Below are 21,402 nucleotides of genomic sequence, written 5' to 3'. Positions count from 1 at the left end.
CCGAGCGGACGGCGGCACACCCCGCCCGGCCCGGGCTCCGCGATCCCGCGGGTGCCCCCGCCGCCGGGCCTTTGGCGAGGAGCGAACCACACCATGAACGCAGCACACGAGGGCCTCGCCCCCATAGCCGTGATCGGCATGGCGGGGCGGTTTCCCCGGTCGGCGGACATCGACGAGTTCTGGGCCCACTGCGTGGCCGGCGACGACTGCGTGTCCCGGTGGGACACGCACTCCGAGGAGGGCGGGCGGGTCGCGGCGTCCGGTCTGCTGGAGGACGCCGACGCCTTCGACGCCGAGTTCTTCGGCGTGTCGCCGGCTGAGGCCGAACTCCTGGATCCGCAGCACCGTGTCTTTCTGGAACTGGCCTGGCAGGCGCTGGAATCGGCAGCCGTCGTGCCCGGCGGAGAGGAGGTCGTCTCCGTCTACGCGGCGTCCGCGCCCAGCCGCTACCGGCCCGCGCTGTCCGGCCCGGGCTCGGAGAACGAGCGCTACCAGCGGATGATCGCGAACAGCCCGGACTTCCTCGCGACCCGCGTCGCCTACCTCCTCGACCTGCACGGCGAGGCGGTCAACGTCCAGACCGGCTGCTCGTCCTCACTGGTCGCCGTGCATCTGGCAGCCCAGAGCCTCCGGTCGGGACTCACCGACGTCGCGCTCGCCGGAGGCGTCTCCCTCGACCCCGACCAGCACGGCGGCTACGTCTACCAGGAGGGGATGATCGCCTCCCCGGACGGCAGGTGCCTGCCCTTCGACGCGCGCAGCAACGGCACGGTGCCGGCGAACGGCGCCGGAGTGGTCGTGCTCCAGCGGCTGGAGGACGCGCTCGCCCAGGGCCGGCCGGTGCAGGCCGTCATCCGCGCCACCGCCACCAACAACGACGGCCGCGCCAAGAGCAGTTTCATGGCGCCCACGGTGCGCGGCCAGAGCGAGGTCATCGCCACGGCGCTCGCGCTGGCGGACGTCGAACCCGAGAGCATCGGCTACTACGAGGCCCACGGCACCGGCACCCGGCTGGGCGACCCGATCGAGATCGAGGCAGCCCGCCGCGCGTACGAACTCTTCACCGACAAGACCGGTTTCGCCGCCCTCGGGTCGCTCAAGTCGAACTTCGGACACCTGGACCGGGCCGCCGGCGTGGCGGGACTGATCAAGGCGGTGTGCGCGGTCCGGGACGGGGTGCTCCCGCCGCTCACCGGATTCCGCGAGCCGAACCCCGACCTGCACCTGGACACCTCGCCGTTCCGGATCCCCCGCGAGGCCGAACCGTGGCCCGAGGCGGACCGCAGGGCCGCCGTCAGCTCTTTCGGCGTCGGCGGCACCAACGCCCACGCGATCGTGGAGCGCCACCGGCCCGAAGCGGCGGCCCCGGCCACCGCGCACCCCGCCGCCCCCGTGGTCCTGCCGCTGAGCGCGCACGACAGCCGCGCCCTGGCCCGCGGCAAGGAGGCGCTGGCCGAGCTGCTGGAGGGCGCCGCGCCGCCGGCGCTCAGCGCGGTCGCCCACACGCTCGCCGCCGGGCGCACCGTCCACGCCGCCCGCACCGCGGTGGTCGCCCGCACCGGCGCGGAGGCGGCGGCCGCGCTGCGCCAGGCAGCAGCCGGACCGGTCAGTGGCGGGGCGGACGGCGCCGACGGTCCCGTGGTGCTGACCTTCCCCGGCCAGGCCGGACGCAACGACACGGAGGTCCGCGAGATCTACGAGCGCTTCGCCGAGTTCCGGGAGGAGATCGACGCCTGCGCCGCCGTGCTCGGCCACACCGGACCCGAGCTGCTGTCCGGCCTCACCGGTCCGCCCACGTCCCCGGCGGGGGCCTCGACGGCGGGCAATCCGTACCAGCCCGCCCTGGTCGCGGTGGAGATCGCCCATGCGCGCCTGCTCGCCGCCGCGGGCGTCCGGGTGGCCGCCGTGACCGGCAGCAGCCTCGGCGAGTTCGCCGCCGCGTACCAGGCGGGCGTCTTCGACCGGGACGGGCTCATGCGACTGCTGCACGAGCGGGACCGGCTGATGCGGGCCACCGCCGAGGGCGCGATGACGGCCGTGGCGGGCGGTGCCCGGCTCGTCGAGGACCTGCTCGGCCCCGAGCTGTCGCTGGCGGGCGAGAACGCCCCCGACCGCGTCGTCCTCGCGGGCACGCCCGGGGCCGTGGCCCGGGCCGAGGAGCTGCTCACGGCGGGCGGCCACCGCTGCCGCCGGCTGCCCGGCGGCATCGCCTTCCACTCGCCCCTGATGGAACCGGTGATCGCGCCGTTCCGCGAGGCCGTACGGCGCGCCGCGCCGCGTCCTCCCCGACTTCCCGTCGCCTCCTCCCTCACCGGCCGGTGGCTGCGGCCCGAGGAATCGGTCGATCCCGAGCACTGGGTCCGGCACCTGCGCGAACCGATCCGGCTGGCGGGCGCCTTCGCCACGCTCCTGGAGGCCGGCCACCGCCGTTTCGTCGAAGCGGGACCGGGCACCGCGCTGACCGGACTGCTGCTGCGGAACGCCACCGACACCGTGTCACCGCTGGCCGTGAGCGTCTCCGGAAGCGATGGCACCGGCGGCTTCACCGGCCTGGCGACCGCCCTGGCCGCACTCTGGCAGGACGGGGTGACGATCGACTGGGACGCGGTCAACAAAACGGCCCGCGAGCCCTTCGTCACCCTTCCCGGGCACGTCTTCGACCGGCGTGGCCGCTACTGGAACCATCGGCCCGACGCCGACGGGGCCGCCCCGGGAAACCGCCGCGCGGCCACCCTGGACGTCCCCGAATGGCGCGTGTCGCCGCGCGCCGGCCGCCTCGGCGACCTGCCGCCCCGGGTCGCGCTGCTGACCCGCGGCGGCCCGCTGGCCGACGCCGTGGCCCGGCTGCTCGCCGACGCGGGGAGCACGGTCGTACCCGGCGACGGCGCCCGACCGGCCGACGCCGTGGTGGACCTGCGGTGGGCGGAGAAGGAGCAGACCCCGCACCCGGAGCCGCGCCTCGGCACGGACGTCGACGCCTGGCTCGCCGAAGGACTCTGGGACCCGGCCCGCGAGCTGCTGACCCGGCGCCCGCTGCCCGCCGCGTACTTCCTGGTCACCCGTGGCCTCACCCCCGTCCTGCCGGCCGAGGGAGCCTCGGCCGCGGCCGCCGCCGGGCTGGGCCTCGTCCGCTGCCTTCCGCACGAGGTCCCCGGCCTGCGCACCCACCTGGTGGACGTCGGCGCCGGGGACACCGCCGCGGCCGCCGCGACCGCCGTCCTCGCGGAACTCGCGGCCCCCGACCCGCGCGACGTGGCGTACCGGAACGGCACCCGGTTCACTCTGCACCACCGCGCCGCCGTCGCGGGGGAGCGGGACGTCGTCCGGGAAGGAGGCACCTACCTGGTTCTCGGCGGCACCGGCCGGCTGGGTGCCGTGGTGGCGGACGCGATCAGCCGGGAGGCCCCGGCGACCGTGCTGCTCGCCGGGCGCGACCCCGGGCGGAGCCTCGGCAAGGCGCAGCAGGAGATGGTGGACGCGGCCCGGCGCCGGGGCTGCACGGTACGGACCGTCCGGCTCGACGTGACCGACGAGCAGGCCCTGCGTGCCGTCCTGGCCGAGGCGGACCGCGAGTTCGGACGGGTGGACGGGGTGTTCCACCTCGCGGGACACACCGACACCGAGGAATTCCCGCTCCTGCAGGAGGCCCTCGCGGACCCTTCGTCCCGGGTGGCGGAGGCGAAGGTGCGCGGTGCGACCGTGCTCGCCGAGGTGCTCCGCGACCGCTCCTGTGACTTCGTCGTGCTCTTCTCCTCGATCTCCACCGTTCTCGGCGGCCTCGGCTTCGGCCCCTACGTGAGCGCGAACGCGTACCTCGACGCCCTGGCGGTCAGGGAACGGGCGCGCACCGGGGTGCCGTGGACCAGCATCGGCTGGGACGGCTGGAGCGCGGATCTGCGGCCCGCCGACGGCGCCCTGGACGGCGCCGAGGGCAGCCGGCTGCTGCGTCGGGCCCTGCGCGTGTCCGCCCCGGTGACCGTCGCCGCGGTGTCGGACACCGAGACGCGGCGTGCGGGTGTCCGCGCGGCCCTGGCACGCGTGGCCCGGGACACCGTCACCCACGGCGGCGCGGCCGGCGGGGACGAGCCCGGCCAGGTACTGTGCACGGTCCTGGAGACGGTGGAGAAGGTGCTCGGCCGGGCACCGGACGACCCGGACAAGAGCCTGCGCATGCTGGGCGCGGACTCCCTGCAGATGATGCAGATCGCGGCCGGACTGCAGGCGGCGCTCGGCGTCGAGGTCCCGCTCGCCGCCCTGATCCGGGCCCGGTCCGTGCGGGAGCTGGAGACGGTCTGCGCCGCCGCCCGCACCCCGGACGACGACGGGCGGCCCTCGGAGGCGGCGGCCGGAGCCGACGAACTCGCCAGCGTGCAGCAGAGGTTGTGGTACCTCTGGCAGCTCGACCCCCAGGAGGCCAACTACAACGTCCCCTTCGGCTGGTGCCTGCCGGGTGTCGCGCCACAGCGGGTGGTGACGGCGGTCCGCGCCCTGCTGGAACGGCACGCCGCCCTGCGCACCACGTACGACGTCGACGCCACCGGGACGCCGCGCCGCCGGGTGACCGGGCCCGAGGCGGTGGACATCGAGTCGGTCGAGCTCGCGGGCGGCGGTGAGGCGGAGTGCGAGGCGGAGTTCCTGGCACACGCCCAGGAGTTCATCGGCCGGCCCTTCGACCTGACCAGCGCCTCCGTACGGGTCCTGGTGGCCGGGTCCGGCGAAGCGCCGCAGCCGCGCACGAGCCGGGTGCTGCTTGTCTGCCACCACATCGCGGTCGACGCCTGGTCGGTGGAGCTCATCCGCGGGGACCTGGAGGAGCTGCTCACTCCTGGCGGCCCCGCGGCGCTGCCGGAGCCCACGTCCTCGTACGACGACTTCGTGCTGGCGGAGCGGAAGTTCCGCGACTCGGCCGCCCACCGACGGCAGGTGGCCCACTGGACCGAGGCCACGCGGGGCATCGAACCCGTGGCACCGCCCGCGGACGCCGTGGCGGCGGACGGCAGCCGCGGGGCGGCGGGCGAGGCGCTCGCGGCGCTCTCCCCGGACGTGCTCGCCGAGCTGCGGCGCGTCGCCGCGCAGGCGGACAGCACGCTCTACACGCTGGCGCTCACCGCGCTGACCCTCGCCCTGAGCGAGTGGTGCGGTCGGGACGAGGTCGTGCTCGGCACCAACCTGGCCAACCGGAACCTGCCCGGTCTCGACTCCGTGGTCGGCATGTTCGTGGACCCGGTCGTGCTCCGGGTGCGCCCGCGCCCGGAGGGCGGCGACGGCACGCTCGGCGCGTCGCTGTCGGCGGTGCGCGAAGCCTTCCTGACCGCCCTCGACCACAGCGAACTCCCGTACCAGGAGGTCGTCCGGGTGTCCGGCCTCGGCGGGCGTGGGGCGGAGAACCCGCTCTTCTCGGTCATCGCGACCATGTTCGACGGGCAGCCCCGGCCCCGGCCCGACGGCGCGCCGGAGATGCGTCCACTGCGGCTCCCCGCGCAGTCGCGGGTCAAGTTCCGCCTCAGCGTCGAGTTCCTGCCGGGGCCGGACGGACTGGCCCTCCAGGTGCTCTACCCCACCGAGCACTACCTGCCCGAGACGGTGCAGCGGTTCGCCGACCGGGTGATGGGCCTGCTGGACGCGCTCGCCCGGGACGGACTGGACGCGGTGGCCGAACCTCCCGCGCCGGCCGGCGCCGGAACGACGGCCCGCCGCCGCTTCTCCGAGCGCTTCGCCCGGTCGGCACCGGCCGCGGCACCGGACCCGGCCGCGGTACCGGACGCCAACCCCCGCACCCCTTTGATCGAAGGTGACCCCCGATGAGTCTGCAGCACGAGACCCTGGGCGCCGCCGTCATGGCGGAAGCCCGCCTGACGCCGGACCGCACCGCCGTCCACGACGCCACCGGGAGCTGGACCTACGGCCGGCTCGGCGCGGTGGCCTCGGCCGTCGCCGCTCACCTGCACCGGGCAGGTCTGCGGACCGAGGACACGGTCGCCGTCGTCGGCGGCCGGTCCGCCCGGACGGTCCTCGCCCTCGTCGGCGTGCTGCACGCCGGCGGCGCCTACTGCGTGGTGGACCCTGAACTGCCGCCCGCCCGACGGGACCTCATGCTGGAGGACCTCGCGCCGAGGGCCGTGCTCCTCGCGGACGCGGACGCCGTCCCCCCGGCCGACGGGCCCGCGGGCATCCCGGTCCTGCGCCTGGACGAGATCGCGCCCCTGGACCCGGACGACGGGAGGCTTCCGCCTCCGGTCCCGGGAGCCGAGCAGGCAGTGACGCCGTCGAACCTCGCGTACGTCATGTTCACCTCGGGCTCCACCGGGCGACCGAAGGGCGTGCAGATCGAGCACGGCTCCGTCCTCAACATGCTCCGCGGCTTCGAGGAGATCGCCCCCACGCAGGGCACGCCGGTGGGCTCCCTCGTCGGCGGCACCTCCTTCGACGTCTCCGTCTGGGAGATCTTCGCGACGCTCGCCCTCGGCGGAACCCTGTACCTGCCGCCGGCCGATCTCCTCACCGACCCCGACCGGCTCTGGGCCGAGCTCTGCACGCGGGGCGTGACCAACGCCTACATCCCGCCCGGTGTGCTGCCCGGCGTGGTCGAAGCCGCCGAGCGCGGCGGCGACCCGGCGCTCGACCGGGTCCTCGTGGGCGTCGAACCGCTGCCGCAGGAACTGCTCGCACGGTTCGCCCGTGCCGTACCCGGACTGCGCATCGTCAACGGCTACGGCCCGACGGAGACCACCGTCGTGGCCACCCTGCACCTCTTCGACGCCGAGCGGGTCGAGGAACCGTGGCGGCGCACCCCGATCGGCCGCGCACTGCCCGCCACCGATGTCATGGTGGTCGACGGTGACCTGCGGCCCGTCCCCGACGGCGAGACCGGTGAGCTCGTCGTCGCCGGCGCCGGCCTCGCCCGCGGCTACCACGGCCGACCGGAACTCGCCGAGGGCCGGTTCGCCGTCGACCCGGCGAGCGGGCGGCGCCTCTACCGGACCGGGGACTACGCCCGGGTGCTCCCCGACGGGGAGCTGGAGTTCGTCGGCCGCGTGGACAGCCAGGTGAAGGTCGGAGGCTTCCGCATCGAGACCGGCGAGATCGAATCGGTGCTGGTCGCGCAGCGGGGCGTGCGCAGGGCCGTGGTGTTCACCCAGGACTCCCCGGCGGGCCGTTCCCTGTGGGCCGCCGTGGAGTGTCCCGCGGTCGAGGGCGAGGCCGCGCCGGACCCGGCCGAGCTGCGCGCGACCCTCGCGCACCGGCTGCCGGCCTTCATGCTGCCCCGGCGCATCCTCGTCGTGGCGGCCCTGCCGCTGACCGCCAACGGCAAGGTCGACCACCGGGCTCTGCTCGGTGAGGCCACCGCCCGGCCCGACGGCATGGGCGAGCAGGTGCCACCGGCGAACGCGCGCGAGGAGTCGCTGGCCGGTATCTGGCGGGAAGTGCTCGACGCCGCCTGGCTCGGCGTCACGGACGACTTCCACCGCTCGGGCGGCTCGTCGCTGGCCGCCATGCGGATCGCGGCGCGGATGCGCGACGCCGGTCTCGACGCCACGGCCGCCGACGTGCTGGCGGCCGGCACGGTCCGCGAACTCGCGCTGCGCTGCGCGGAACGGCCGGCCGACGCGCCGGCATCGGACGGCGGAAACGGCCGGGCGGCGGACAGCGTGGAGGTCTTCCCCGCGACGCCGTCGCAACAGGGCCTGTGGGCGTGGCGCGAACTGCACCCCGACTGCGCGGACACCACCGTGCTGCACGCCGTCCGCCTGGACGGCCCGCTCGACGAGAACCGGCTGCGCGCCGCCCTCCAGCAGGTGACGGACCGCCACCAGGCCCTGCGCACGGTACTGCGCACCGACGCGTCCGGGGCGCTGGAACAGCACGTCCGCGCCTGGGCCGAGGCGCCGTGGTCCGTACGGGAGGTGTCCTCGCCGGCCGAGGTCGCCCACCGCCTGGAGCAGCTGCGCGGCCGCCGCCTCGACGTCACCGTCCAGGCCTGGGACGCCGAGCTGCTGCGCGGTCCCGACTTCGCCGCGCTCCTGGTCGCGGCCGATCACACCGTCTTCGACGGCTGGTCCGCCGAGATCCTGGACGGCGAGCTGGCCCGCGCGTACGCGGAACCGGATGCCCGGGACACCCTCGTCCAAGCGGCGCCGGGCCCCGCCGCCCGCGCCCTGCGGTCCTGGCTCGACGGTCCGGAAAGCTCCGCGGCTCGCGCCTTCTGGGCACGCGAGCTGGACGGTTTCGCCGACCAGATGCGTCTCCCGGAGCCGTTCCTGCGCCCGGCAGGGCCGGCCCCGCGCCGTACCACGGAGTCCGTGCTCGAGGTCCCGGCGCCGATCGTCACGGCCCTACGGCAGTTCGCCGCCGAAGCGGGAACCACCTTCTTCACCACCGTCCTGGCCGCGTTCAAGGCGTTCCTGCACCAGCGCGGACTCGGTCCCGACAACACGGTGTGCGTGGCGCGTTCGGTCCGGGACGACCTGCGGACCCACGACGCACTGGGCTACTTCGTCAACCTCGTACCGGTCCGTGACACGGTCACCCGGGAGGCGTCGTTCCGCGCGTACCACCGGGAGCTCGCCGAGCGGGCGGCGCGGGCGTTCCGCCACGCGGCCCTGCCGTTCGAGGAGATGGTCAGGCCCCTGTCCCTCGGCCGCGGAGGTGGCGTCGCGGCGCCCGCCCGCATCGTGGTCGCCCAGGAGGTCGGGGCCGGGGAGCCCCGGCACGCGGCGGAAGCGGTGCTGACCCGGTGGCCGGACGTACCGATGAACGCGGTCTACGACCTCGCCCTCTTCGTGGACGAGGCGAACGGTCTGCGACTGCGCTGGGTGTGCGACGACGGCGCCTTCCTGGAGGGCGAACGGCAGCGCCTCATGGACGGCTTCCTCGAGCTGCTGGCCGCCGTGGCGGCGGAACCCGACGCGGAGGTCGGCCGGCTGCCGGCCGTCGGGCCGCGCGAGCGGCGGCTGCTCGACGAGGCGGCCCGCCCGGTGCCCGGCACGGCCACGGACGACACCACGGTCCTCGCCCTGTTCGACCGGCGAGTCGCCGAACGGCCGGACGCCGAGGCCGTCGTGCTGCCGGGCCGCCCGCCGGTCACCTACGCGCAGCTCTCCCGGCGCGCGGACGCGCTGGCCGCCGCCTGTGCCCCGTGGACCGGAGAGGACCGCAGTCCCGTGGTCGTCGTCCTGGACAAGTCGGCGGATCTGGTCGCCGCGCTGGTGGCCACGGCCCGGCTGGGCCGCCCCTACCTTCCGCTCGACCCGGGACACGCGCGCACCCGCCTGCGCGATCTGGCCGAGCGGGCGGGAGCGACCGCCGTCGTCAGCCGGACAGGGCTGCTCGACGGGCTCACGCTGCCGGCGGCCGTCGGCACCGTCCTCGTGGACGAGGTGCCCGCGGAGCCCTCCCCCACGGCTCGGGGCGACGTCGTGCCCGACGGCGCGGACACCGGGCCGGGGCCGGACGACCTGCTCTACGTGATGCCGACCTCGGGCACGAGCGGCACGCCCAAGCTGGTGGGGGTGCCCCACCGGGCGGTGGTGCGGCTCGTCCACGGCAGCACCACACTGCCGATGGACCGGGGCGACCGCACCATGCTGGTGGCCAACTCCTCCTTCGACGCGGCGACGCTGGAGGTGTGGGGACCGCTGGTGAACGGCGGCGCCGTCGTCGTCCCGGACCCCGCGGACCTCTCGGATCCGGGCCGGCTCTGTGCGGCCGTCTCCGCCCACGGCGTGACGGTCGGCTTCTTCACCGTCACGCTGTTCGCCCGGATGATCGAGGCGGCGCCGCGCCACCTGGCGGGGATGCGGCACCTGCTCGTGGGCGGTGAGGCGGTGCCGCCCGGGCTGTTCGCCGAGGCCGAGCGGCACGTGCCGCGGGGCGTGCTGGTCAACGGATACGGCCCCACGGAGAACACCACCTTCTCCTGCTGCCACCGGCTGGACCGCGATCCGGCGTCACTCCGGTCGGTTCCGGTGGGCCGGTCCGTCAGCGGCTCCACCGCGCAGGTCATGGACGACCGGCTCAGGGCGTTGCCCGTCGGAGCCGTCGGCGAGATCGTGGTCGGCGGCTCCGGGCTCGCCGTCGGCTATCTGAACGACCCCGAGCTGACGGCCGAACGCTTCGTCCCCCACCCCGACGGCTCGGGGGCCCGGCTGTACCGAACGGGCGACCGGGGACGGCTGCTGCCCGACGGGGCGATCGAATACCTCGGCCGCAACGACGGGCAGGTGAAGATCCGCGGTTTCCGGGTGGAGACCGGAGAGGTGGAACACGCCCTCATGGCGCATCCCGCCCTGAGGCAGGCGGTGGCACTGACCGCCCCCGACCCGGCCGGCGGCCTGCGGCTGCTCGCCGCGGTCGAGACCGGGCCCGCGGCGGAACGGCCGACCGAGGCGGCCCTGCGCGCCTGGCTGCGGGAGCGGCTGCCCGGCTACCTCGTCCCCGCGCGCGTCGCGGTCCTCGACCGTCTGCCGCTCACGGCCAACGGCAAGGTCGACCGTGCCGAGGTGCTCGCGGCCCTCACCGGCACGGGTGAGGCGGACCGCGGTTCACCGGAGCCGATGACGCCGGTGGAGCGCGAGGTGGCCGAGGAGTGGGAGCAGGTCCTCGACCGGCGCCCCATCGGTCCGGACGACGACTTCTTCGCCCTGGGCGGTGACTCCATGGCCGTGCTCACCGTGTGCCACCGGCTGGCGCGCCGCCTCGGACGGGCCGTGCCGTCCCACCTGCTCTTCGAGCACCCGACCGTCAGGAGCCTGGCGGAGCGGCTCGCGCCGCCCCCGCCGGACGGGTCCGCCGGTCCGCGCGCCGGCGGACCGGACCGCGAGGCCCTGCTGCGGCGCGTGCGTCGGGTGCGCGGTCTCGCCACCCGCCCCACGGCCCCGGCCGCACCGGAGCGGACGTGAGCGGGGCGGGGGACGCCGCCCGGGCATGGCAGCGGGCCCTCGCGCGGACGGAGGGGGAGGGGGAGGCCCTGGCGGACGCGATGCGCGGTCATCCCTTCGCGGACGGAGAGGGCTGGATGCCCGCCCGCCCGCTGCTCGTGGACCGAACGGAACTCCGGTCGGCGCTCGCGGACCTGCGGGAACTCACGGCGCTCATCCGCGACGAGGCACTGCGACGCTGCGACGGCGACCCGGGACGGCTCGCCGCCCTGGCCGGCGTCGAACACCGCCGGCCGGCCCCGGGCACCCCCGGCATCGAGCACTGGGCCGATTCCGTACGGGCCGATGTCGTGCTCGGCGCGGAGGGCTGGCGGGTCTGCGAGGTCAACGTGGACAGCGCGCTCGGCGGTGCCGGGGCGATGGCCGCCGCGGTGGGCGCCCACCTCGGCGGCCCGGCCGCCCGGCGGCTGAGGTCGCAGGGCCTGCGACTGACCGCGCCCGACTACTACGCCCGCAAGGCCGAGGCGCTGCGGGCCTGGGCACCGGGCGCCGGGGGAGGGCCGCCCCGGGTCGCCGTCCTCGGGGTCACCCAGCCCGGCGAGCCCCACCCCGACGCCGTCTTCGACGACGAGGTCCGGATGCTCCGGCGACACGGTCTGGCCGCCTCTCGAGAGGATCCGCGTGACGGAGTGGAGGTCGTCGCCGGCCGGCTGCGCAACCGTTCGGGAGACGCTTACGACCTCGCCGTCCGGTACTACGTGCCGCGGGTCGCCGAGCGGCTGGGAGCACGGGCGGCGCGGCTGCACGAGATCGAGGGCGCGGCCCGGACCGTGACGTTCGTCCCCCGGACGGCGTTCGGATTCGCGAGCAAGCGGATCCTGGCCTGGCTGTGGGAGGCCGCGGCGAGCGGCCGCGCCGGCCATGCGGTGGTCAGGCGGCGGGTGCCGTACACCGTCCTCGTCGCCGACCGCACGGTGGTCCTGCCGGACGGCCACCGGACGCACCTGCCCACCCATCTGCTCCGCCGGCAGGCCGGATACCTGCTGAAGCCGGCCTTCGAGATGGGCGGACGCGGTGTGCTCCTCGGGCGCGCGACGGACGAGCGCCGGTGGCGGCTCGCCGTCGACGAGGCGCTGTCGGGGGAGTGTCCGACGGTCGCGCAGCGCTACGTCGCACCGCGCCCGGTCGGCGTACCCGTCGTGCGCGGGGGCGCCCTGGAGGTGCGCCGGGTCACCGCGGTGGTCTCGCCCTTCCTGCTGCGCGGGCGGTACGCCGGGAGCTTCTGCCGGCTCGCTCCGGCGCACCGGTCCCCGGTGGTCAACTGGGAGGACGACCTGCTGCACACCGCGCTGGTCTCGGTGGACCGCGGAGCCGCCTGACGGGACCCCTGCGAACGGCCGGTGGGCCGCCCCTCGACCAGGGGTGGCCCACCGGCCGTTTGCGTCGGATTCTTCCGCTTTTCGGCGCTCAGCATGGTGAGTTGCATGTTCCTGACCCCGACGCGGGACTCCCCTCCGGGCCCGTGCGCTGCAAGCTGAGGACACCGGGAGAACGGAGAGTCGGGAGGACGTGGCGATGTTGGAGGTACTGGGGCTCGACGCGCGTGCGAGCCGGGTCTACGAGGTCATGGTCTCGCAGCCGGAGTGGACGGTCGCGGACATCGCCGCCCATCTCGGGGCGGCTCCCGACGAGGTCCGCGACGCCCTCGACACCCTGGCCCGGAAGTCCTTGCTGCGCCCCGCCGAGGGGCACCCGGAGCGGCTGCGCGCGATCAACCCGGCCATCGGACTGTCGGCCCTGCTCGCCGGACAGGAGGCCGAACTGGCCGAACAGCGCGCGCAGATCGCCCGCACCCGTCAGGAGGCCGCCCGACTGGCCTCGCGGTGGACGGCCAGCCACGCGCCCCACGGCTCGGTGGAACTGCTGGAGGACGAGGCCGAACTCCGGCGCCGCCAGGAGGAGCTGAACGAACGGTCACGGCTCGAGGTCCTGTCGTTCCTGCCGGGCGGTGCCCAGAGCGCGGACGTGCTGGCCGCCGGGCGCGAGGCGGCCGAGGGGTGCCTGTCCCGCGGAGTGCGGATCCGGGCCGCCTTCACCACCAGCGCCATGAACGACGCGGCGACCGGCGCCCACACCGAGTGGATGGACCGGGCCGGGGCCGAGGTCCGCCTGGCCCCCGCCCTGCCGACCCGGCTGGTCGTCTGGGACAACCACACCGCCCTCGTCCCGGCCGAACCCGGCCCGGTCCTGCGCGCGGGCCTCCTCCTGACGGCTCCTGGAATCGTCACCGCCCTCGTCGCCCTCTTCGAGGCGGTGTGGGCCGGTGCGGAGCCCTTGCGCACGGAGGCCCCGCACGACCGGAGCGCCGACCCGCAGGACCTGCAGCTCGTGCGCTTCCTCCGGTCCGGACTCACCGACGAGGCGATGTCGCGCCAGCTCGGCGTCTCCGTACGGACCACCCGCCGCATGCTGGCCGGTCTCTACGCCCGCCTCGGTGCCCGCTGCCGGTTCGAGGCCGGCTACGAGGCCGCCCGACGCGGCTGGCTCTGAACCTCCTCCTGCCGTGGTCTGCTCCGCCCCCGCTGGCATTTCGCTGCCGTGGCAGGATTCCGCCCTGCCGGAGCGAGACACGGAACGCCGGTAGGCGTCACCCTCATGGCATGCATTCGATCCTCATCCGGCTGCGCGGTCCGGCAGGAACCGGCGGACCGGCTCAGGGCGCCGACGCCCTCGCCCATCGCTTCATGACCGCCTCCGCGCCGGGGGTGGAACACGTCAGCCTGCAGCCCGTCACCGACGGGCTCGACGGCATCGTCTTCGTCGTCGCGCCGACCCTCGTGCAGGCCGTGCGCCGCACCCGCACGGTGTGCGAAACACTGCTGGCCGCCGGGGCGCTCGGCGACGGGTGGTGGCTGCAGACGTGTCAGGCCGACATGCTCAACGTCAGCGGGCTCTGGCTGCCCGCCCGCGCGCGCTGACCCACCCACCCCCTGCCCCGCCCCGGCGGAGCCGCGCGGCGGACCGCGAGACGGCGAGGCCCCCTGGATCCTTCTCCAGGGGGCCTCGCCGTGTCGTGTCGCCGCCCCCAGGGGGGCGACGGGGCCGTGCCGCTAGGGCAGCCGGTAGTCGAGGTCGGCGACCGTCTCGGCCGTGTCCATCTGGGCCTTCTGGAGCCGGCCCGAGTAGTCCCAGTTCATCGACTGCCACCGGGTGAACTGGTCCAGCACCCAGACGCCCGACTGCCGTGAGCCGTTTCCGGAGCGCCCGTTGCCGCCGAAGGGCAGATGGGCCTCGGCACCCGAGGTCGAGTTGTTCACGCTGATCATCCCGGCCCGGACGCGCCGGCGGAAGGTGAAGGCGGTGCGCGCGTCGTTCGTGTAGACGGCTGCCGACAGCCCGTAGCCCGGAGCGTTGGCCAGCTCCACGGCCTCGTCGAACTCGCGGTAGGTGGTCACCCCCACCAGCGGCCCGAAGGTCTCCTCGAGGAAGAGCCGGTCGTCCGGGCGTACACCCGAGACCACGACGGGGTGGTAGTACAGACCCGTGTCCGGGTCTCCGACGAAGCCCGCGCGGGGATGGGCGGCGGTGATGCGGCCGGGCCGGGCACGGCCGTGCACCGTGTGGTGGGGGCGGATCCAGGTGAGGTACTCCTCGAAACGCTCGGCGAACCGCCGGTCCAGCAGGGGCCCGTAGAGCACCGGCCCGGTCGGTTCGCCGATCGCTGCGGCGTCCACCGCCGCGGTGAACCTCACGAGGAAGTCCTCCGCCACGGACTCGTGCACGATCAGGGTGCCGAGCGAGGTGCAGCGCTGCCCGGCCGAGCCGAAGCCGGCGAACAAGGCTCCCTCCACGGCCAGGTCGAGGTCGGCGTCGGGGGTCACCACCAGCGGGTTCTTACCGCCCAGCTCGAGGCAGGGGGACTGCAGATGGCGGCCGGCCAGCTCACCGATGCGGACGCCGACCTCGGAGGAACCGGTGAAACCGATCTTGTCGACGGTGCCCGCGGCCAGCGCTTTCTCCAGACCCGCGAAGGTCTGCTCGCCGTCCGCGTGCACGATGTTCAGCACGCCCTCGGGCAGCCCGGCCCGGCTCAACAGCTCGTGGAGCGCGGCGGCGCCGGCCGCCGCGTACTCCGCGGGCTTCCAGACCACGGCGTTGCCGCACAGCAGGGCGGGCACGATGTACCAGGCGGGCACCGCCACGGGAAAGTTCCCGGCGGTGACGACCGCCACCACCCCGACCGGTTCGCGGAAGGTGAGCAGCTGTTTGTCGGGCATCTCGCTCGGCACCGTCTGCCCGTACAGGCGCCGCCCCTCGCCGAGGAAGAAGTCGCAGGTGTCCACGATCTCGCGGACCTCGCCCAGGGCTTCGGCGTACGGCTTGCCGATCTCGCGGGTGACCAGGGCGGCCAGGCGCTCCGCGTTGGCCTCCACGAGGCGCCCGGCGGCCGCGATGGTCCGGCCGCGCACGGGAGCAGGGGTGTCGGCCCACGCCTGCTGCCCGGCCTTCGCGGCCGCGCAGGCCGCCGCGAAGCCGTCGGCACCGACGAGCTCCACTTCCGCCACCGCTTCGTCGAGCCGGGCGGGGTTGTACGAAACGCGGGCTCCGGCGGTGTGCTCCGGTGGCAGCGGCCTGCCGGCGACGATCGAGGCGACCGAGGACGTGTTCGCGGGGGAAGAGACGTGGCGGGTGTTCACAGCCGACCCTCCGAGGCCATCCGGACGAGGGTGCGGTCCAGGGCGGACAGCGACAGGTCCAGCTCCGCGTACGCGATGTTCAGCGCGGGCCTCGCCCGGACCGTCCGCTCTCCGCCGGGCAGCACGAGCACCCGCTCCTCCTCCCGCATCCGGCGCACGACCTCGTCGCGGAGCTCCGGGGTCGGCATGTCGAAGGCGCACATCAGGCCGCGTCCCCGCACGTTGTCCATCACTCCGGGATGCCGGTCGGCCACCCGGCGCAGGCCCGTGACGAAGTGGTCGCCGGCCTCGGCGGCGCGGGCGATCAGCCCGTCGCGCTCGATGACCTCGAGCAGGCGGGTGGCCCGGACCATGTCGACGAGACCGCCGCCCCAGGTGGAGCTGATGCGGCTGCTCACCCGGAAGACGTTGTCCGGCACCTCGTCGACGCGCCGCCCGGCCATGATGCCGCCCACCTGGGTCTTCTTCGAGAAGGCGACGATGTCCGGCTCGATGCCGAGCTGTTGGTACGCCCACGGGGTACCGGTGAGGCCGACACCGGTCTGGACCTCGTCGACCACGACGAGGGCGTCGTGCCGCCGGCAGAGTTCCTGCACGGCCCGGAGGAACTCCGGCCGCATGTGGTTGTCGCCGCCCTCGCCCTGGACCGGTTCCGCGACGAAGCAGGCGATGTCGTGCGGATGGGCGCGGAACGCGGCCTCGGCCTGGGCCAGGGCGCGCCGCTCGGCCTCCTCCACCTCGGCCAGGTGGTCGGAGAGCGGGAAGCGCACGGCGGGCACGTCGATGCGCGGCCAGTCGAAGGCCGGGAAGCGGTCGGTCTTGGTGGGGTCGGTGTTGGTCAGCGACATCGTGTACCCGCTCCGGCCGTGGAAGGCGCGGGTCAGGTGGAGTGCACGCCGGCCGAGCTCCGGGGAACGGCCGTGGGCCTCGTTGTGGCGGCTCTTCCAGTCGAACGCGCACTTGAGCGCGTTCTCCACGGCGAGCGCGCCGCCCTCGACGAAGAACAGGTGCGGCAGCGCGGGGTCGCCGAGGACGCGCTTGAAGGTCTCCACGAACTCGACCAGGTACGTGGTGTACGTGTCGCAGTTGGCCGGCTTGTTGGCACCCACCCGGGCGAGCCGGTTCATCATCTCCGGGTCCTCCACCACGTCGGGCGGGTTGATGCCCAGCGGACTCGAGGCGAAGAAGGTGTACATGTCGAGGTAGGCCTCGCCGCTGACGGCGTCCACCAGCCAGCTGCCGTGACTGCGCGCCAGGTCCAGAACCATCGGGAAGCCGTCCACCAGCATGTGAGCGGCCAGTCGGGAATGCACGTCGGCCGGGTGGACCTCCGCTGTGACGCCGGGCGCCGGGACCAGGTGTGTCGCGTCAAGCATGAACGTTCCTCCAGAAGTGGGCTGCCCGGGATGCGGGAAGGGGTCGGACGACTGCCGACGACCGGCCGCGGGAACTCCCGGCATGGCTCCGATCGCTGCCGACCGTAGCCCAGTGGCACTCCCGCCCGGCCCGGTCCCCGATGGCATTCCACTGCCCTGGCAGAGGGCGGCCACAGGGAAGTGATGACGTCCGGCGCCGCCGCACGGCACAGTCGGAGCACAGACGAAGCGACCCGCTTCGAGGAGCCGCCCGAGCGACAAAGATCCCACCGGAACCGGCTCCCTCTTCGGTCTCCCGACCACCCCGGCCCAGCCCCCGGGTGGCGGCGACGAACCGTCAAGGACATCCGCGAAGGAGAACAGCCCGTGCCCATCGGCAAGTTCGCCCGGCTCGATTCCGGGGAAACCGGCGGAGCGACCGCCACGGATCTGGTGCGCCGCACCGCCTACAACGAAGAGCAGCTGCCGCTGGCCTTCGAGGCCGACGCCGATGTCGATCTGGCGGCCTGGGTCCGCGAGCACCGCGAGGAGCTCCGGGCCGACCTGTACCGCCACGGTGCGCTGCTGTTCCGGTCGCCGACCAAACCCGACTTCGACGCCGTGGTCGAGGCGTTCAGCGGTCAGCTGGTCGACTACGCGGGTGGTGCCGCCATCCGCAGCCGGGTCGGCAAGACCACGTACACCGCGAGCGAGTACCCCGAGGACCTCGACATCCGGCAGCACAGCGAGTTCTGCTACTCGCACGACTGGCCGATGCTGCTGTTCTTCCAGTGCGACATCGAGCCCAAGGACCGCGGGCAGACGCCGCTCACCGACAACCGCACCCTGATGCGGGCCATCCCCGAGGACATACGGCGGCAGTTCGCCGAGCGCGAGCTGCTGTACGTCCGCGGTTATGGATACAACCGCACCTGGCAGCGCTCGTACGAGACCGACAGCCGCGAGGAGGTCGAGGAGCTCTGCCGCGCCGAAGGCCGCACCGTCGAGTGGATCGGCGACGACCAGCTCCGTACCTCCGAGCGCCGGCCCGCGATCGCCCGGCACCCCGTCACGGGCGACGAGGTGTGGTTCAACTACGCCCACGGCTTCCACATCTCCCGGATGGACAGCGGCATCCGCGACGCCCTGTCGACCTCGCCGGACGACACGGACGAACAGCTGTGGCCCAACAACGTCTTCTGGGGTGACGGGTCGGACATCGACGCGGACGTCATCACGGTGGTCAACGACATCGTCGAGAAGCACACCGTCCAGTTCGACTGGCGCGAGGGCGACATCCTCATCGTCGACAACATGCTGGCCGCCCACGGCCGCCGGCCCTTCAGCGGACCGCGTCGCATCCTCCTGAAGATCGCCGAGTCCTACCGCAGCGTGGTCGGAGGAGCACAGGCATGAGCATCACGGACACCTCCACGGCCCCGGCCTTCGACCTCAGCCCCCTGCAGCGCGCCGCGCTCGACGCCGGCGACCGCCGGCTCACCCTCAGCGTGCGCGTGCCGGCCACCTCGGCCACCGCGCTGGCCGAGGCACTCGGCGCGGCCCTGACCGCCGCACCGGTCCTCACCGCCGACCGCGTCAGTGTCACCGGACTGCGGGTCCCCCGGCAGCGCAGCGCCGGCGCACCGCGGTGGACGGTCACCGCGGACGGCGTGAGGGAACTGGTGAGCGGCACCCTGACGGCCTCGGTCGCCGACTCCTGGGACGGCCCCCTGCTGACCGTCTCCTGCGACGCCCTCTTCGCGGACCCGGCGTCCCTGTCCCTGCTTCTGGCGGACGTCGCCCGCCGGCTCGGCGGCTCCGGGACCGGGACGGAGCCCGCCCTGGACTTCCTGACGGTGGCCCAGGGGCACAGCGCCATGATGCGCGAGGGCGAACTCCGCGAGGAGGAGCACTACTGGTCCGCCCGGCGGCGCGCCGCCGACACCGGTTCCCCGCGCCTGACCGACGTCTTCCCCGGCGCGGCCGGTACGGGCGCGGCGGGCGCCGAGGGTGCCACGGCCGCCGACCGGATCCTGGGACCGGACGAGACCGCGCTGCTCGGCGCGCTCGCGGAGCGATCCGGCTGCGACATCGCCGAGATCGCCCACCTGGCGCTCGACACGATGGCCCAGCGGCTCGGCCTCGGCCCCCACGCCGTCGGCCTGCGCTGCGACGCCCGCGAGGTGATGGGCGTCGACACCCTCGTCGGTCCGCTGACCCAGACCGTCGCCACCGGCTGGGAGGTCGACCTGACGCGGGCGGCGACCGCCGCCCTGCCCGAGCGCCGGGCCGACCTGGCCGAACTGTCCGAGATGCTCGGCGGACCGGCCCTGCCCGGTGAGACGGACCGGCCCCCCCTGGTCTTCGACCCGGTCGGCACGCCGGCGCTGCCCGACGGCTGGTACCTGGAGACCTGGTCCGCCCCGCTCGACGGTGACATCACCCTGTCCCTGCGTACCCACGGCGCAGCCTGGCGACTGCACGCCGAGTCGGCGACCGGAGAGGGAGGCCGGTGGCTCCTCGACACCCTGCTCACCCTGTGGGCCGGAGTCCTCGCCGACCTCGCGCACCGCCCCTCGGCGCCGCTCGGCACCCTGCGCCTGCTGCCGCTCGCGGAAGCGGCCGCGATCGCCGAACGCCTCGACGGCGGCAAGGACCGTCCCGCCGCCGCGCCGCTGACGGACACGGTCCTGGCCCACATGGGCGAGCGCCCGGACGCACCGGCCTTCCGGCACGGCGACCTGGTCCTCACCTACCGGGACCTGGGCGCCCGCGTGGCGGCGCTGTCCGGTGCGCTGTCCGACGTCCCCGCCCAGGGAGTGGTCGCCGTGCTCGCCGACCACGGGCCCGACCTGCTGGCCGCGCAGCTGGCGGCGCTGTGGCGGGGGGCCGCCTTCCTGCCGCTGTCGACGCAGGAACCGGCTGCCCGGCTGGCCGATGCGCTGGAGTGGGCGCAGGCATCGGTGGTCCTGACCGGCGCGGACGCCCCTGAGGTGCCCCTCCCGCACGGCTGCAGGGCCGTGCGGATGGAGGACGTGCACACCGTCCCCGGGGCCCTCCCCGGCGAACCGGCGCACGTCGACGGCGACACGACCGGCTACCTCCTGCGCACCTCGGGCTCGACGGGCCTGCCCAAGCTGGTGCAGGTGAGCCGTGCGAGCCTGGACAACTACCTGTCGGCGATGGCACGCACCTTCCTGGCCGACGGGGCGACGCTGCCCGTGATCTCCAGCCCGGTCTTCGACGCCAGCTTCAAGCAGACACTCGGCGTCCTGTACCACGGCGGCTGCGTCTGGCTGCCGGCCGCCGACCGCCTCGACCTCGCCGCGGTCCGCGCCGAACTGGCCACCGCCACCACCGCCCTCACCCTCAACTGCGTCCCCAGCTACCTCTCCGCCCTGCTCGACGCGGCCGACCCGTCGGAGGACGGCGATCCGCTCCGCGTCAGCCGCTTCCTGCTGGGCGGCGAGGCGCTCGACGAGCAGCTCGTACGGCGCATCTGGCAGCACTTCCCCCAGGCCGAGATCTGGAACCTCTACGGCCCGACCGAGGCCACCGCCACCGCCACCGCCGGCCGGCTGGAGCCCGGCGGCGACATCCACGTCGGCACACCCGTCGCGGGCGCCGGAATCGTCGTGGTCGACGCCTCGGGCGAGGTACTGCCCGAGGGGGTGCGCGGCGAGGTGGCGATCACCGGGCCGGGACTCGCCGCCGGTTACCTCACCGGGCACGAGGGCGCCTCTCCGTTCACCGAGCTCCGGGTGGCCGGCCGCCGCTTCGCCGCCTACCGCACGGGCGACATCGGACACCTCGACGCCACCGGCACGCTGCGGCTCGCGGGCCGCAGCGACAGCCAGGTCAAACTGAACGGCTGGCGCATCGACCTGCGGGAGATCGAGCGGGTGGCACAGCGCGCCGAGGGCGTGCGCGACGCCGTGGCCGTGGTCGACCGGCGGAACGAGGAACCCCGGCTGCGCCTGTTCGTCCGTGGCGAGACCGACCCCGACACCGTCACGCGGCTGCTCCGCGAGTGCCTGCCCAGGCCGATGGTCCCCGAGTCGGTCACGGTGCTCGACCGCTTCCCCACCACCGTCTCGGGCAAGGTCGACCGCAACGGCCTGCCGGCCTTCGCCGGCACGGACGTGGAGGCCGACCCCGCCGGCTACGACCCGCAGGAGCTGCTCGTCGCGACCGCCTGGAAGCAGCTCGTCGGCCGTGGCTGGCCGCGCCCCGACGACGAGTTCTTCGCCTCCGGCGGACACTCGCTGCTGCTCGCCCGCCTGGTCAACCAGCTGCGCGCGCAGGGCTACGACAACCTGTCGCTCCGGCAGGTCGTGCGCCGCCCGACCGTGGCGACGATCGCGGCGCTGATGCGCACGGGGTCCGCGGTCACCGCGTGAACCCCTCCCACCCCTGGGCCGGACCCGGCTTCGGCCCAGGGGGCCCACAGACGAGGAAAAGACAACTGTGCTC

9 protein-coding genes are annotated in these 21,402 nt (G+C 74.6%); 7 read left to right on the top strand and 2 right to left on the bottom strand.

Features of this window, described 5'->3' with window-relative positions:
* Positions 1 to 93 precede the first annotated feature (93 nt).
* The 5 genes from ABD954_RS00375 (at position 94) to ABD954_RS00355 (ending at position 13,855) form a co-directional block, all read left to right on the top strand.
* Positions 94 to 5,805: an SDR family NAD(P)-dependent oxidoreductase gene (locus tag ABD954_RS00375; RefSeq protein ID WP_345483671.1), complete on the top strand. Its 5,712-nt coding sequence runs from the start codon at positions 94 to 96 to the stop codon at positions 5,803 to 5,805.
* Positions 5,802 to 10,898 (top strand): amino acid adenylation domain-containing protein, encoded by a 5,097-nt coding sequence (locus ABD954_RS00370; protein ID WP_345483670.1) that lies wholly within the window; start codon positions 5,802 to 5,804, stop codon positions 10,896 to 10,898. The genes ABD954_RS00375 and ABD954_RS00370 overlap by 4 nt, the downstream gene beginning before the upstream one ends.
* Positions 10,895 to 12,256, top strand: coding sequence for a hypothetical protein (locus ABD954_RS00365; protein ID WP_345483669.1), 1,362 nt, complete (start codon positions 10,895 to 10,897; stop codon positions 12,254 to 12,256). Before ABD954_RS00370 ends, ABD954_RS00365 begins: the two co-directional genes overlap by 4 nt.
* Positions 12,257 to 12,452: 196 nt before the next feature.
* Positions 12,453 to 13,427 (top strand): helix-turn-helix domain-containing protein, encoded by a 975-nt coding sequence (locus ABD954_RS00360; protein WP_345483668.1) that lies wholly within the window; start codon positions 12,453 to 12,455, stop codon positions 13,425 to 13,427.
* Between the two features lie 110 nt (positions 13,428 to 13,537).
* A complete protein-coding gene (locus ABD954_RS00355; protein ID WP_345483667.1) occupies positions 13,538 to 13,855 on the top strand; it encodes a hypothetical protein in 318 nt (105 codons plus the stop codon).
* Between the two features lie 132 nt (positions 13,856 to 13,987).
* Here ABD954_RS00355 and ABD954_RS00350 read toward each other — a convergent pair whose 3' ends face one another.
* Both ABD954_RS00350 and lat read right to left on the bottom strand, forming a co-directional pair.
* Complete coding sequence (locus tag ABD954_RS00350) at positions 13,988 to 15,574, bottom strand: aldehyde dehydrogenase family protein (protein ID WP_345483666.1); 1,587 nt, start codon at positions 15,572 to 15,574, stop codon at positions 13,988 to 13,990.
* Positions 15,571 to 16,950, bottom strand: coding sequence for an L-lysine 6-transaminase (gene lat / locus ABD954_RS00345; RefSeq protein WP_345483665.1), 1,380 nt, complete (start codon positions 16,948 to 16,950; stop codon positions 15,571 to 15,573). The genes ABD954_RS00350 and lat overlap by 4 nt, the downstream gene beginning before the upstream one ends.
* A 366-nt stretch (positions 16,951 to 17,316) precedes the next feature.
* On the opposite strand from lat, the gene ABD954_RS00340 reads away from it, so the two are divergent.
* Together ABD954_RS00340 and ABD954_RS00335 are read left to right on the top strand one after the other, a co-directional pair.
* Positions 17,317 to 18,345 (top strand): TauD/TfdA family dioxygenase, encoded by a 1,029-nt coding sequence (locus ABD954_RS00340; RefSeq protein WP_345483664.1) that lies wholly within the window; start codon positions 17,317 to 17,319, stop codon positions 18,343 to 18,345.
* Positions 18,342 to 21,329, top strand: coding sequence for an AMP-binding protein (locus ABD954_RS00335; RefSeq protein ID WP_345483663.1), 2,988 nt, complete (start codon positions 18,342 to 18,344; stop codon positions 21,327 to 21,329). Before ABD954_RS00340 ends, ABD954_RS00335 begins: the two co-directional genes overlap by 4 nt.
* Positions 21,330 to 21,402 lie beyond the last annotated feature (73 nt).

Source organism: Streptomyces roseoviridis, from assembly GCF_039535235.1.
In the GTDB taxonomy this organism is placed as follows: Bacteria; Actinomycetota; Actinomycetes; order Streptomycetales; family Streptomycetaceae; genus Streptomyces; species Streptomyces roseoviridis.
This window is presented reverse-complemented; position numbering and strand designations above follow the sequence as displayed.

Coding starts and splice junctions, on each gene's coding strand:
- ABD954_RS00360 (WP_345483668.1), top strand. CDS start 12,453: ATGTTGGAGGTACTGGGGCTCGACGCGCGTGCGAGCCGGGTCTACGAG.
- ABD954_RS00355 (WP_345483667.1), top strand. CDS start 13,538: ATGCATTCGATCCTCATCCGGCTGCGCGGTCCGGCAGGAACCGGCGGA.
- ABD954_RS00375 (WP_345483671.1), top strand. CDS start 94: ATGAACGCAGCACACGAGGGCCTCGCCCCCATAGCCGTGATCGGCATG.
- lat (WP_345483665.1), bottom strand. CDS start 16,950: ATGCTTGACGCGACACACCTGGTCCCGGCGCCCGGCGTCACAGCGGAG.
- ABD954_RS00335 (WP_345483663.1), top strand. CDS start 18,342: ATGAGCATCACGGACACCTCCACGGCCCCGGCCTTCGACCTCAGCCCC.
- ABD954_RS00370 (WP_345483670.1), top strand. CDS start 5,802: ATGAGTCTGCAGCACGAGACCCTGGGCGCCGCCGTCATGGCGGAAGCC.